General features: G+C 40.9%; 12 protein-coding genes. 2 read left to right on the forward strand and 10 right to left on the reverse strand.

The genetic code is table 11. The features are described from left to right. Positions 1-17: 17 nt before the first annotated feature. Positions 18-2,462: a zinc-dependent metalloprotease gene (locus B9A58_RS06825; RefSeq protein WP_084372063.1), complete on the forward strand. Its 2,445-nt coding sequence runs from the start codon at positions 18-20 to the stop codon at positions 2,460-2,462. Between the two features lie 2 nt (positions 2,463-2,464). Here B9A58_RS06825 and B9A58_RS06830 read toward each other — a convergent pair whose 3' ends face one another. The 6 genes from B9A58_RS06830 to B9A58_RS06855 all read right to left on the reverse strand — a co-directional run bounded on the left by B9A58_RS06830 (position 2,465) and on the right by B9A58_RS06855 (position 8,123). Next, positions 2,465-3,007, reverse strand: a complete 543-nt coding sequence (locus tag B9A58_RS06830; protein ID WP_139793776.1) for a hypothetical protein — start codon at positions 3,005-3,007, stop codon at positions 2,465-2,467. 99 nt (positions 3,008-3,106) lie between these two features. Next, on the reverse strand, positions 3,107-4,285 hold the full coding sequence (locus B9A58_RS06835) for a hypothetical protein (RefSeq protein WP_176214706.1): 1,179 nt from the start codon (positions 4,283-4,285) through the stop codon (positions 3,107-3,109). Then, entirely contained in the window at positions 4,257-4,937 is a 681-nt protein-coding gene (locus B9A58_RS06840) for an ABC transporter ATP-binding protein (protein WP_084371658.1), read from the reverse strand. The genes B9A58_RS06835 and B9A58_RS06840 overlap by 29 nt, the downstream gene beginning before the upstream one ends. A 2-nt stretch (positions 4,938-4,939) precedes the next feature. Continuing rightward, entirely contained in the window at positions 4,940-6,154 is a 1,215-nt protein-coding gene (locus B9A58_RS06845; protein WP_084371660.1) for an ABC transporter permease, read from the reverse strand. Beyond that, positions 6,151-7,380 carry an ABC transporter permease gene (locus tag B9A58_RS06850; RefSeq protein WP_084371661.1) on the reverse strand — a complete coding sequence of 410 codons (1,230 nt, stop codon included), beginning with the start codon at positions 7,378-7,380 and terminating at the stop codon, positions 6,151-6,153. Before B9A58_RS06850 ends, B9A58_RS06845 begins: the two co-directional genes overlap by 4 nt. Continuing rightward, complete coding sequence (locus tag B9A58_RS06855) at positions 7,377-8,123, reverse strand: outer membrane lipoprotein-sorting protein (protein WP_084371663.1); 747 nt, start codon at positions 8,121-8,123, stop codon at positions 7,377-7,379. Before B9A58_RS06855 ends, B9A58_RS06850 begins: the two co-directional genes overlap by 4 nt. A 198-nt stretch (positions 8,124-8,321) precedes the next feature. Between B9A58_RS06855 and B9A58_RS06860 the strand changes: the two genes are divergently transcribed. Next, positions 8,322-8,735 carry a Dabb family protein gene (locus B9A58_RS06860; RefSeq protein WP_084371665.1) on the forward strand — a complete coding sequence of 138 codons (414 nt, stop codon included), beginning with the start codon at positions 8,322-8,324 and terminating at the stop codon, positions 8,733-8,735. Between the two features lie 2 nt (positions 8,736-8,737). Here B9A58_RS06860 and B9A58_RS06865 read toward each other — a convergent pair whose 3' ends face one another. The 4 genes from B9A58_RS06865 to B9A58_RS06880 all read right to left on the reverse strand — a co-directional run bounded on the left by B9A58_RS06865 (position 8,738) and on the right by B9A58_RS06880 (position 13,628). Beyond that, on the reverse strand, positions 8,738-9,781 hold the full coding sequence (locus B9A58_RS06865; RefSeq protein WP_176214707.1) for a DUF4421 domain-containing protein: 1,044 nt from the start codon (positions 9,779-9,781) through the stop codon (positions 8,738-8,740). Positions 9,782-9,844: 63 nt separating this feature from the next. Beyond that, positions 9,845-10,222: a CoA-binding protein gene (locus B9A58_RS06870; protein WP_084371668.1), complete on the reverse strand. Its 378-nt coding sequence runs from the start codon at positions 10,220-10,222 to the stop codon at positions 9,845-9,847. Beyond that, entirely contained in the window at positions 10,215-11,777 is a 1,563-nt protein-coding gene (locus tag B9A58_RS06875) for an NAD(P)/FAD-dependent oxidoreductase (protein WP_084371669.1), read from the reverse strand. The genes B9A58_RS06870 and B9A58_RS06875 overlap by 8 nt, the downstream gene beginning before the upstream one ends. Positions 11,778-11,786: 9 nt before the next feature. Continuing rightward, positions 11,787-13,628, reverse strand: coding sequence for a toxin-antitoxin system YwqK family antitoxin (locus B9A58_RS06880; protein WP_139793778.1), 1,842 nt, complete (start codon positions 13,626-13,628; stop codon positions 11,787-11,789).

The following is a 13,628-nucleotide window of genomic DNA, read 5'->3' on the forward strand; positions in this document are numbered from 1 at the left end:
AAACTCAACAATCCACAATGAAGCTCTCTTATATTTTTGCCATACTGACGCTGATGTGTCTGGATGCCACTTGCCAAAAAAGAAAAAAAGAAAAACCTTCAGAATCATCTGATGTGATGACTGAGCATATTTCTCATGGATTCATAGACTACGCTGTGGATAATGCAACTGATCGCCTTTATCTCTATGTTTCTCGTCTAGAGGAAGAATTTCTCTATTTACCTTCTTTATCATCTGGTCTTGGATCCAATGATATTGGTCTGGATCGTGGGCAGTTGAGCAGTGAGAAGGTTGTGAAATTCACAAAAGCCGGAAACAAACTTCTACTCATCCAGCCGAACTATAGCTTTCGAGCCATCAGTGACAATACAGATGAAACACGTGCCGTCAAAGAAGCTTTTGCCCAATCTGTAATCGCGGGGTTTGAGATTATTGAAAGCACGAATGGGATATACAAAATCGACATTACAGATTTCATCATAAGAGATGCTGTAGGCATTTCCCAAACCCTGGCTCGAACGAATCAGGGAAAATATCAACTAGACAAAAGTCGATCTGCGCTGAATACTGAAAGATTAAAGAATTTCCCTAAAAACACTGAACTTGATGCCATCCTCACCTTGGTAGGTGAGCCAAAGGACGATTGGATTCATTCTGTGACACCGTCAGCTGAAGTCGTTACAGTCACCGTACATCACTCATTCGTCGCACTTCCTGATGGCAACTATCAAAAAAGGAAATTTGATCCAAGAGCCGGATATTACGGCATTGCATACGCTGACTATGCTACGCCAATAGGTGACCCTCTGTTGAAAAAATTTACTTGTAGACACAGACTGGTCAAAAAAGATCCTGAAGCAGCACAATCAGAAGCAGTAGAACCCATTATATACTATCTGGACAGAGGTGCACCCGAACCCATAAGAAGTGCATTATTAGAAGGTGCTTCTTGGTGGAATCAAGCTTTTGAAGCCGCAGGATTCAAAGATGCTTTTCAGGTTCAACTTTTACCAGAAGGCATAGACCCTATGGATGCCAGATACAACATCATACAATGGGTGCACAGATCAACCAGAGGATGGTCTTATGGTGCCAGCGTGGTAGATCCCAGAACTGGTGAAATAATTAAAGGACACGTCACGCTGGGCTCGTTGAGAGTGAGGCAAGACTATCTCATAGCAGAAGGATTGCTCTCTCCCTATTCAAATGACTCAGCAGTAAACCCAGCCATGAAACAAATGGCGCTGGCACGATTGAGACAGCTATCAGCTCATGAAGTCGGCCATACGCTAGGCTTGGCTCATAGCTACGCCTCAAGTGCAGAAGGCCGTGCTTCAGTCATGGATTATCCACACCCAAAAATTGATCTGATTGATGGCGAAATCTCACTAGACAGTGCTTATGATTACAAAATTGGTGCTTGGGACAAAGTAGCCATTGCCTACGGATATACTCAGTTTCCTGAAAATACAAATGAGGAAGATGCGCTGAATGACATCATAGCCAAATCATTGGCCAATGGTTTGACTTTCCTCTCTGATCAGGATGCGCGGCCAACGGGTGGTTCACATCCCTTTGCCCACCTTTGGGACAATGGTAAAAATCCAGCAAAAGAACTTAGTCACTTAATGACTGTTCGCTCAATTGCGCTTGAGAACCTAGGGGCAAACACCATTCAGAATGGCGTACCTTATGCCCATCTGGAAGAAGTATTGGTGCCAATATACTTTCTACACAGGTATCAAGTGGAAGCTACTGTCAAACTGATTGGTGGTAGAAACTATAGATATGCGCTCAAAGGAGATGGTCAGCTTGTCACGCAAGTAGTGCCAGGGGTTTCGCAGGTGCATGCTATAGATGAATTGTTAAAAACAGTACAGCCACAGGCATTGGGTTTTCCAGAAAAATTACTTAATCTACTGCCACCACGGCCATTGCACGAAAGTCGAACCAATGAGTTAATCAAACTGCGTACAAGTCCAAATTTTGATGCGCTGGGTGCAGCAGAAACAGCCGCAGATTTCACCTTTGGGCTGATGCTAAACCCACGGCGAGTCTCTCGTATGATTGAGTATTATAGCAGAGATGCCAGCCAGCCAGGACTTGAATTTCTACTCAACAAAATGCTAGCTGCAACTTGGTTTCAAAAACCTCAAACAGGTTATTTTGGTGAGATTCAACATGTCGTAAACCTAAGTTTGTTGAATCATTTGATGCAATTGGCTACCAGCAATCAAACGAATCCACAGGCCAATGCCATGGCCTATCAGGCCATCCAGAAGTTAAAAACGAATCTTACTTCTAAATCTCCAGCTCATGACAAGGGAACTATGGCCAATCGTAAATATGCTTTGGAGCTTATTCATCAGTTCCACGACGATCCGTCTGACTTTGAAGTTAAATCAGCACAAGAAATTCCTGCAGGATCTCCTATTGGAATGGACTTTAGCTGTGGCTTTTGAAATTATTTAGATTTCCTAAATGCCTTAATACTAGCATTGAGCTGGTAATTGTTGCATGGCCCGTAGCAGTCAGTGGATAACTCATAGTAAGGAACATTTTCACTTTCTATGACCAAAAAACTGAGGTAACTCATTTGAGAAACAATTTCTGAATTTATCACTCCGCTAATCACGATAGGTTCGGCATAATTAGGGGCTGAATAATATTCTATAAGATCCGTTTGAGCAGCGTGGATGACTTCATCATTTGCATCAAAAAATTCAATTTCCAAGCGAAGCCTTACTCCAATCTCTTCACCTTTCACATTTAGATCTCCTGTCAAAAGATAATTACCCGTTTTCTTAAGTGCGACTTCTGCATTAGTCATTCGCCAGTCTGTGCCTTCATTTTGAGGATACAATATGTCATTTTCAAATTTGAAATATTTACAATCATCTGAAGCACAATGACTTTCGAGATTATATCCATTGTTGATTTTCTCGACCTGGCAAATACCCATTCGAAAAATGGCCATATACAGGCACAATACGATTACCTTTTTCATTTCAATCTTTCTTTGGTTGAAACTGAAAATTAGATTTTACTACTCTAAAAAAATATGGGTTTCTGCAGACCAGACCATGTTTTATAATATCATGTCCATTCAAAAACTATACTTAAATCTTCCAAAGATCATAGATCCGCCATTTCCGTATAGGGTCATAGGATCTCCTCTGAAAAGCTGAGCAGCCACCAGAAAATCGAAATTCTCCACCACTGACCAACTGACATTAGGCCCTATGAACCAAGAACCATCCTTAGGGTTGAGCATGGTGGCCAGAGCTGTATTTAGAATGGGGGAAAGCGCTCCTGAAACCTGAAAAAATAAATTGTGCATAGCTGGACTCAATGTCTGCACACTCAAACTTCTATCTAGATAAAACGCTGAATAGTTCCCAGATTCGACGTTTAGTCCTCTTGAATTATACAAATAAGCAGTCTGAAAATATATACCATTATTGAAGGTGTAGTCCACTTCAATGGTTCCGACCAATTGCGTTTCTCCGCTTTCATCATCTTCTGGGATAAAATAAGTCCCCTCTCCTTTAAATCCAGCTCCCTTGATATCTCCAGCCCATCCTCCACCAAGCACAAAGAATGCTCTCTGGTATCCTGCCATCAATTGAACGTCATACGTGTTCTTGTTCAATTTATATTTCGCCGCAAAGGTGCTCCCAACCAGACTGTCTGCCAACTCATATACCATGCTCAGGGATGAGGTAGCACTGGTATAATAGTTGATCTGAACGGCATCAGTGCCAGGTCGTTCTTCGTAATCAAAATCAAAAAAGGAATAGGAATTAAAAATGTCATTCGGATTCCAAATCAATGCCGTTCCCCAATTGACACGTTGACGACCCAAAATCACCTCTAAGTTGTTCCTTTGATAGGTTAGATTCATTCGATCAAAAATAGAGTGCAGTACAGTATTGGTGTCATTAATCCATAAAATACTGAAGTCAAAAAAACCTGGGTCATCACCCAATGAGCTATATACAAACGGTAAATCCCGTACCAACTCTCCCCAGAAAAACCTATTTCTCATAGAGGTCTTGAATGTAAAGTTGTCCTTTATATACCATGCATAGTTCAGCCTATTGTGAAGGAAATTATCTGTGATCATTGTGCTATCTCCAGATGGGATGATTACCGTATGCATATATTTTATATATCCATCAAGCGTCTTGTTCTCAGCTTGGCTCAAAACCTTCGGGCTTGACCATAACACCATAGCCAAAGCAAGGAAGAAAAATTTATTTGGTCTCATTAGCAATCTGGCCATCTTCTAGTTTGATTAGCCGCTTGGCTCTTTGCATCACGCGATCATCATGTGTAGAAAAAATAAAGGTCGTTTCTTCCTTTTCATTCATTTTCAGCATCAAGTCCAGCAGATTGGCGGTAGCCTTACTATCCAAATTTGCCGTAGGCTCATCTGCCAAAATAAACTTTGGCCTAGAAGCCAAAGCTCTGGCCACTGCTACCCGTTGCTGCTGCCCTCCTGACAGCTGATTGGGTCGCTGGTGTGCCTTATCCGCGATCTCCATAGCTTCTAAAAGCTCCATGACACGTTCTTCAATACTCTTTAGTGGAAATTGCTGAAGTTCCATGATGAAAGCCACATTTTCATAAGCACTCATAACAGGGATCAGATTGTAGGCCTGAAATACAAACCCAATATTGTGTAATCTAAAATCAGTGAGCTCAGTACTATTGAGTTGAGAAATGTCCTGTCCGTCCACATGGACAGCACCTTTTGTAGGTGTTTCTAATCCACCAAGCAAATTCAGGTAGGTAGTTTTGCCACACCCTGAAGGCCCTACAATAGCTGAAAACTCCCCTTTTTCAAAAGCAAGTGAAATACCATTTACGGCATGAACTGGTACCGTATCTGGGTTATATACTTTGGTCACGTTTGTCGTCTGTATTATGCTCATGATTAGTCTCTTATTGCTAATGCTGGGTTTAACTTAAATGCTCGAATGACTGGAAAAATAGAAGAAAAAACAGCTGTAAATACCACCATCACTGTGATGATCACATAAAAACTGTAATCCAATGAAGGGTAAACTTCTGCTGACATACCGAACTGTTCCATCCCTTCCTTGAAACTCTCGAAGTGAATACCCACTCGCCCGAAATACTCGATAGACACCAACGCAAGTAGATTGCCTACCACACCCCCCACTAAACACAGAAAGATGGTTTCTAAGGTGATCATCTGTGCAATCTTTTTCTTTCTCATGCCCAATGACCTAAGCATGCCTATTTCTTTGGTGCGTTCTAATATCACCATCAGCATGGTATTGATAATTCCAAAAATCAATGCAATCAGCACAATACCTACCAAGATATAATTGAACATCTTCATCAAAGAACCACTCATGCTCAAAGTGGGATTGATCTCTTTCCAGTCTTCTGCTTTGTAGTCCGTAAAAGTATGCTGGAGCACTGAAACGGTACTTTCCAGCACATCAGGGTTAGCTACTCGAATGGCTATTTCATGAACCTGACCATCATCCAATTTTAGAATTTTTTGCAGATCCGTTCTTCTTACAAATACATTTCTGTCGTCGAACATGGTGTTGTTGGTATCAAAAATGCCATTGACTTTAAAATTTTCATAAGCCATGTTGCCACTTTTGTCTGCGAGTGTGAAAATTATTTTTGACTTCAATCTGACCTTCAACTTCTCCGCCAATCTTTCGGAAACAATAATGGGTTTAAACTTAGATTCTGATTCCAAATATTGACCTTCAATCATTTCGTTAAATATGCCAGTCACTTTCATTTCCCTAATAGGGTCGATGCCATATAGGCTTACCTGAGTGCTATTATTGGCCGTCATGGCCATGGCGTCAGTTTTAATTCTAGCCGTATAGGAGCGGATATTGGTGTTGTTTTTTAATACAGCTGTCAACTCATTCTCGTCCATGGTTAGCTGTAGCTCTTCCATGATGAGATACTGGGCATGGTGCACTTGAATGTCTGAAATTTGATTTTCAATGCTGCTTTTGATCCATTTATCGACCATACCATTGGACATGCTGGCCATAAACAATGCGCCAAACAGCCCCATGCTGAGCGCGAGAATCACAGCAAAACTCCGTGTCTTGTTTCTCCATACATTGCGCCAAGCGAGAGATATAATCATTGCCTTCCTCTTATGATGTCTACAATATTAAATTTCAAAATATTGTTGAGCGGAATGATCGAGGCGACGATGCTGACTCCAAGAACAATCGCAAACTGCAACAACATATAATCTGGCTTGATGGAAATTTGTAGTATAGGCTCCATATTCATCTGCCTGTACATTTCTGCACTTTCTTCAGGCACTGGTATCGGATTGAGATAATAGAAATAGACCACAGGGAAGCTAATCATCAATCCTGCCAACGCACCTAACCCTGCAATCATGATGGATTCTAGTATGACTTGCGTCAAAAGCTTAGTTCGTCTCATGCCTATAGCAATCATGATGGAAAACTCCTTCTTCCGCTCCATCGTCATCATGAGTATGGTTCCAAAAAGCCCAAAGCCTATCACCATGTACAAAATACTGATCATGATCTTTCCAAAAAAGTTATCCGACTCTATTCCAGAAAGAATCTCCCGATTCATGGATCGCCAACCACGAGCTTCTAATAATGTGGTATCCATTTTTGACTCATAGTAAGTTTGAATGTCAGTAGTTTCAGCATTGTCCTTAAGTACTAGATTCACATTGGTTAATCTACCCTCCATGAAAAACAAATATTGCGCTGTGGCCAAAGGCAAAAAAATCATGCGTTTGTTGAACTCGGCCATGGGATGATCAAAAATGCCTTTGATTGGGTATTTAGCTGCTGCCGTTACCCCCATATAACCTTGCCCTAGAAGCACCAGGGTATCTCCCACGCTCATTCTCAAAAACTGAGACAGCTCTTTGCCAATCAATACCGCCTGATCCTCGTCATTCAGGTATTCACCAGCTATAATTTTATCCGCCAATCCTATTTGTTTATCCTGCACCTCAGGGTCAACTCCCTGTACCAGCACACCAAGTGTATGTGGCCCAGAGGAGACTAAAACCCCACTCATCAATTGTGGCACCCAAAAATCAATTCTACTGTCTGCATTGAGTGTGGCTTCCAATCCTGAAGAAAATTCCATGCTATTGAGCAATGTTTTATCGTCCCAATAGAGTTTGTCCATGAGTGCCACATGCCCTGTGGTGGATTTGATAGCATCATCTAGCATTTTGTCATACGTGCCCAGTTGTAACCCACGCATCATCGTGGCCACCACAACTGCAAATGTGACAGAAGCTAATGTGATGAAGGTTCTCTTCTTATTACGCCAGAGGTTGCGCCAAGCCAATGTGATTTTTCGTCTCATCGAACCCGTTTCATGTTTTGCTGAGAAAAGAAGTCCTCTTGTAAATCAGTACTGAATTTCAAATTCTTATTGATCATGATGGTCTGATTGCCAGGCTTATTTATTGGAGTCATTATCATTTTGGCTGGTAATTTACGATCATCAAATTGAGTGATCTCAGAAGCTTCCATGGTATTCACTAAATCAAAATCTTCGTCAAAATACTCTCCCTTCATCTGATAATATCCATCTTTAGAAACCCACAGGTTAATTTTTCCCCAAATCACTGAAGAGTTGGGTTTGGGTATGAGCTCTATTTGATAGCAATCAATACCATCTACTTTTTCCTGATTGATCAATTGGTGCGTATAGTCTTCTGCCAAACTGTTCATTTTTACCAGATCATCATTGGTGAAATCTGAGCCCATCCAATTTTGTCCCATCATAGATGGAGGCAATTTGATCATTCGGCTGATATTAGGTATCCAATTCCACATATCAGTTTGTCGCTTGAGAAAAACCTGACCCTTATCTCTGGCTGGACCAGTGATATAAATCATAAAGTATTCGTTGCTTAAACTCCAAGACTTCATGGTCATCGTTCGCGTATATCTTGGTCTCACAATGGTCATTTCCATCTCTCCCTGGCTACTTTTTCCATTGACTTGATCAAGGGATTTTTGTATGATTTCTTTTGGGGTCTGAGCCTGAATGGAAAGTGAGAAAAGGCAGATTAAGCTTAAGGTTTGGATAGACTTGATCATAAAATGAATTTAAACCATTTTGTTCAATTGTATAGTCGTATGTAATGACAAAAGGTTCACTTTCTCATGGCCTTTTTGAGCAAATCGCAAACAAAAAACAACAGCACCCTATTTGATCAGGTATATTTGAATTCAATTACTATCTTACCCATTATTTTTCTATTGAAGAATAGGAGAAACCTCAACTAATCAATAAACATGAAAAATCTCGCTTTCTTAATCCTCATTGCTTGGTATTTTACTAGCTGCGAACCTACCAAAACCAAAGACATGATCAGTGGTCAGTTTGCCCACGTAGTCTTGATTTGGCTCAGTAATCCAGAAAGTGATGCGGACAAAAATAAAATTGAAGCTGGGTTGAATGAGTTGATAGAAAATTCTGAATATATCCGCTCGGCACATTTAGGCGTGCCTGCACTCACTGCCCGCGATGTAGTGGACAACTCTTACAGCTATCACCTCATGGTGACCTTTGGATCGAAAGAAGATCAGGATAAATATCAAGTAGAGCCAGCACACAGGAAGTTTTTATCGGATTGCAGCAGCCTCTGGTCAAAAATTTTGATCTACGACTCGATGAATATTTTGCAAGAAGGAGAAAATCTGAAATAGGTTTACTTGCCTCTTTTAGGCAAAAAGAGTTTAGGAGGATTAAATCGTTTGCCAACAAAAAACTTTGCGTGACTTACACCTCGCTCTAAAAAGTCCTCAGTTTCGTCCCTTTCACCTGCATAAACCCCTGCGGCAGACATGCCAAAGAAAAACTTAGGTGCATTGTATCCGATAGCAATTCTTGTCGCTAGTCTTCCAGTAAACTTTGATTCCGTATCGCTCAAGAAGCCATTGATTGCAGGTGTTTTCTTTATTTCTGGGCCAAGGCCCAGTACCAAACTCAGGGAGACAAACACGCGATGTCCCAGCACCAGGTTATAACCATATCCACCAGCCAGCCCATATCTAATATATTCGCTACCTCTGAAGTCTTGAGATAAGTCGAACTCAGACTCGGCTTCAGGGATAATTAAAGTAGAATCAGCATCCATTCGGAAATAGCTGAAATAAGGGCCAACCAAGAAAGATCCAGCACTTTTCACTTGCCGCTCATTGTAAATAAATGCTGCGCGATAAGAAAATTTGGCATGATTCAATACATACAACAGACTGGCGCCATATCTATAGGTTTTGATATCCGAACGAATAGGGTATGATCCTGATGCATTAAAACCTGAAATGTAATCTTCAGGATTGTACAAATAATACCCCTTGTACTTTTGGATATTGATGTCCATGGCAAATTTGCGGGTATAAATACTCGGCCTAAAGTCAAACCTTTTGGTTTTACCGAATTTATCATCATCATTATTGACGCCACCAAAATTAAAAGCCGCATCCAAACCAAACCACTTATATCCAATTCCCAAACCAATATTCAAACTTTCGTTCGGTCTATACTCTAGCTTTTTATCTGTTTCATGGTTCACATGTGCGATTTGATTGGTTTTGACAATTCCGAATATTTTTATGGATAGTCGATCTGAATAATCCACTATAAATTTTTCGTTGATAGGCCTTGTTTCTAAAAATTTATATCTTTTCTCTTGTCCCCAAGAATAAAGCGAAACGGTTATCAAAAAAGAAATGAAAGTAATTCGCCTCATAGGTTGCATCAAGTCTTGATTAGACCATAAAAATAAATGGACTTCCTAAGTTTTCCTAAACCGTCAATACTGGCCAGTTCCCAGCATGACCAAAGTACAGCCAAATACTGTTTCAATGCCCATGGCTTCAGCGGCCTTAGCCAGTTCCAGGTTTTCCGTGCCTGGATTGAAAATGATGCGCTTGGGATTCAGATTCAATATGTAATCATGCCATTCTGCCAGACGTACTGCACCAATATAGAGCGTGACTGTGTGAACCTCACTGATCGTGGGCTTGGACTTTAAATCCAGGAATGGCTCACCAAATAGTTCTCCTTTTTTGATGCTCACTAATTTGAAAGGTTGTTTATGGTTTTTTAATCGTTCGGCAGCCAAGTAGGCATATCTGGAAGGGTCTGCGGTAGCTCCCAATACTACAGTCAACTTTTTATCTTCAAACATTAATGTATTGCTCTATCAGTTTTTCAGCACATTTTTCTCCATCTATTGCGGCCGACATGATTCCACCCGCATAGCCTGCGCCTTCTCCACATGGGAACAATCTTTTGAGCTGAATATGTTCCCAGGTATCTGATTTTCTCGGAATATGCACTGGTGATGATGTGCGGCTTTCTACTCCTACCACTACAGCTTCACTGGTCACGTAACCTTTAGATTTCTTTCCAAAGTCTTTGAAACCCATTTGCAAACGTTTATTGATTTCATCTGGCAAGACTTCAGAAAGTTTGGTGGGTACCAATCCTGGCTGGTAAGAGCAGTCAGGCAAATTCTGTGATAGTTGATTCCCAATAAAATCGCTCAGGCGCTGTGCAGGGGCTTTTTGTTGCCCTCCAGTCATTTCGCAAGCCTTCTTTTCAATGGCAGACTGAAAAGCCAGAGCAGCAAAATTGCCATGCTTTTGAAAATCTTTTAGGTCACTGTTTTCAATAGCCACTACTATTCCTGAATTGGCGAACTTGGAATCTCGTCTGGATGGACTCATGCCATTGACTACTACTTCGCCTGGTGCTGTGGCAGAGGGGACGATAAATCCACCTGGACACATACAAAATGAAAATACACCTCGCTGCACATCATTCAATCTGGTTTGCGTGGTCAAAGCATAGGGTGCTGCAGGCAAATATTTCCCGCGATTGTCGCAGTGATATTGGATACTATCGATCAGTGATTGAGGATGCTCTACACGAACACCTAGGGCAAATGGCTTGGACTCAATGGTGATTTTTTTTGCTTCAAGCAATTCAAAAATATCTCTGGCCGAATGGCCAGTAGCCAGGATCACTCCTTCCCCTTCGTGCTTTTCTCCATTGGTCAGACTCACCCCTTTTAGCGCTCCATTTTTTATAATGAAATCAGTGACTTTACTGTTGAAATGAATCTCTCCTCCTCGTGAAACTATAGTTTCACGAATATCAGCAATTACCTTGGGCAGTTTATTTGTGCCAATATGTGGATGGGTGTCTTTCAAGATATCCTCACTTGCGCCATGCACCACTAGCATTTCTAAAATTCGACGGACATCTCCTCTTTTTTTGGAGCGAGTATAGAGCTTTCCATCAGAATAAGTGCCAGCTCCTCCCTCTCCAAAACAATAGTTAGAATCTGGATTAACGATATGCTCTTTATTGATTTTGGCTAAATCTCTTCTACGTTCTTGCACATCTTTTCCTCTTTCGAATAGAATAGGCTTAGCGCCAAGTTCCAAACATCTAAGTGCGGCAAAAAGTCCAGCAGGCCCAGTGCCTACAATTAAAACAACAGGTCGGCTAGAGACATTGATTTCCGGTTTTTGATAGGCTATCGACCAAGGATCTACCTGGTCATCATAAAGTCCTATTTCCACATCTACAGAAACCTTTTTTCCACGAGCATCAATAGATCTTTTTAGTAACTTCCAATATGCTCCCCCTTTGATTTTGGGAGAGATGAAAGCATCTAAATTTGATTCATCTAATGCGATTTCAGGTTTAAGTCTGTACTTGAGAATTTTGTTCATGAGTGGCTCTTATCGAGGCGAAGGTATCGGATTCTTGGTCTTTTTAAATCCCAAGTAGCCAATATTTATCCCAAAAAAAACAGGGACATAAGTACCAGATTGCTTGACATCCTCGAAATAGGTATCATAAGTAGACCCACTGTACTGAGGAGAATAGCTTCTTTTGCCAATACCCACACCAAAATACACATCTATAGTAAGCCCAGCATTGGCAGGGTCTTTCAGCCAGCGATCACCAATAAAAATGCCATAGTAATATCTGTTTTCATTGGCTCGCACCTCACTTGTATTCAAAGTACCTCCTTCGCTTACATGTGTGGCATGTTTGATGAAATCCGTTCCAATTAAATGGCCAAAGTAAAACATGCCTAAAGTCTCATCCTTGCTATAAAATTTTTGCCTGGCAACCAGACTTGATCCTGTTGAATACAAATCTCCAGTCTCAACTTTTTCATGATTGCCAAAAAATGGTTTTCTATGGTACGAATAGATCAATTCGTAACCTTGTCTTTCTTGCAAATAATACTCCACAGCCAGTGGTATATAACCCAATAGTGAGTATAATGGGTTTGACCCAAAAATTACCCCTTTGTATTCATTAACTCTTGGCGTAAAGTATCTTGATTTTCTATTTTTGAATTTGTACTCTGGTTTCTCATAGTCTTCGTCATTGGCTTGTTGTACGAATACCTCACTCTTCATGAATACTGGATTATTGTCTCCATACACAGGCAAATAAGTCCCAGCTACTTCGCCATTTCTTTTATAAAGTGTCCATTCTCCTTCTCGCCTTCCTTGAGACAGTTGGCCTTTCATTTTGAGGTTGCCATTGATATAGTATCCCTCGTATTCCCCTTTTCCATTTTCATCAAATAATGCTGAGCCTTCAATATTCCCTTCCTCGTCGTAGTAAGTCCATTTACCAAAATTATAATCACCTCTAAACTGACCATTCACCTTCAGATTTCCACTGATGTAATACTCCTTATAGGCACCTGTACCTTCGTCAAATTCGCCTACACCTTTCGTCTCCCCTGACTCATAAAACATTTTCCAGTATCCATCCTTTATGCCGTTTTTTTGCAAGCCTTCAGCACTCTTAGCACCATTTGGATGATAATATATCCAGTTGCCCAAGGTTTGTCCTTTATCATAGCCTCCCTCGGCAGACACTTTCCCATTCTTATAAAAGTATTTCCATGGGCCCGTTTTAAGGCCATTTTTAAAATAACCCTCAGCCATTTTTTCGCCCGTTTCAAAGTAATAAACCCAAAGACTATCACTTCTTCCGGACTTGTTGAGTCCTTGCATTTTCAATTGGCCAGACACATAATACTCTTTGTAAACTCCACTGCCATTTTTGAATAAGGTTTGCGCCTTTAGTCCGCCTCCTTCGTAGTAATAATTCCAAGTGCCAATACGTACTTCACCATCATACTGACCTCTGCTTTTTAGACTGCCTGCTTCGTAGTAATAGGACCACTCTCCGCCTTTTTTACCATTCGATATGATCCCTTCTGAACGTAAGTTTCCATTTTCAAAATAATCAGACCAGATACCCACTGTGCGCCCATGGAGAAATGAGCCGGTCTGTCTCACCTTGCCATTCTCAAAATAATAGATCCACTCACCTGAAGCTTTATTATTTGCATAAAAGCCCTCAGATTTTTTGGTGCCCGAAAGATAAAAAGAAGTATATGGCCCATTGAGCTGATTGGCAATGGTATCATCTACCACAAAGGTCTCTTTCACTACCGTTTTCTCTTGATCGAAATAAGTTTTCAACGCCACACCTTGACCCATGGCCAAAGTGCTAATCAAACAGAATGATATATAGAGAAATATTTTCAA

It is taken from the genome of Reichenbachiella faecimaris, assembly GCF_900176375.1.
Classification (GTDB): Bacteria; Bacteroidota; Bacteroidia; order Cytophagales; family Cyclobacteriaceae; genus Reichenbachiella; species Reichenbachiella faecimaris.

Coding starts and splice junctions, on each gene's coding strand:
- B9A58_RS06825 (WP_084372063.1), top strand. CDS start 18: ATGAAGCTCTCTTATATTTTTGCCATACTGACGCTGATGTGTCTGGAT.
- B9A58_RS06830 (WP_139793776.1), bottom strand. CDS start 3,007: ATGAAAAAGGTAATCGTATTGTGCCTGTATATGGCCATTTTTCGAATG.
- B9A58_RS06835 (WP_176214706.1), bottom strand. CDS start 4,285: ATGGCCAGATTGCTAATGAGACCAAATAAATTTTTCTTCCTTGCTTTG.
- B9A58_RS06840 (WP_084371658.1), bottom strand. CDS start 4,937: ATGAGCATAATACAGACGACAAACGTGACCAAAGTATATAACCCAGAT.
- B9A58_RS06845 (WP_084371660.1), bottom strand. CDS start 6,154: ATGATTATATCTCTCGCTTGGCGCAATGTATGGAGAAACAAGACACGG.
- B9A58_RS06850 (WP_084371661.1), bottom strand. CDS start 7,380: ATGAGACGAAAAATCACATTGGCTTGGCGCAACCTCTGGCGTAATAAG.
- B9A58_RS06855 (WP_084371663.1), bottom strand. CDS start 8,123: ATGATCAAGTCTATCCAAACCTTAAGCTTAATCTGCCTTTTCTCACTT.
- B9A58_RS06860 (WP_084371665.1), top strand. CDS start 8,322: ATGAAAAATCTCGCTTTCTTAATCCTCATTGCTTGGTATTTTACTAGC.
- B9A58_RS06865 (WP_176214707.1), bottom strand. CDS start 9,781: ATGAGGCGAATTACTTTCATTTCTTTTTTGATAACCGTTTCGCTTTAT.
- B9A58_RS06870 (WP_084371668.1), bottom strand. CDS start 10,222: ATGTTTGAAGATAAAAAGTTGACTGTAGTATTGGGAGCTACCGCAGAC.
- B9A58_RS06875 (WP_084371669.1), bottom strand. CDS start 11,777: ATGAACAAAATTCTCAAGTACAGACTTAAACCTGAAATCGCATTAGAT.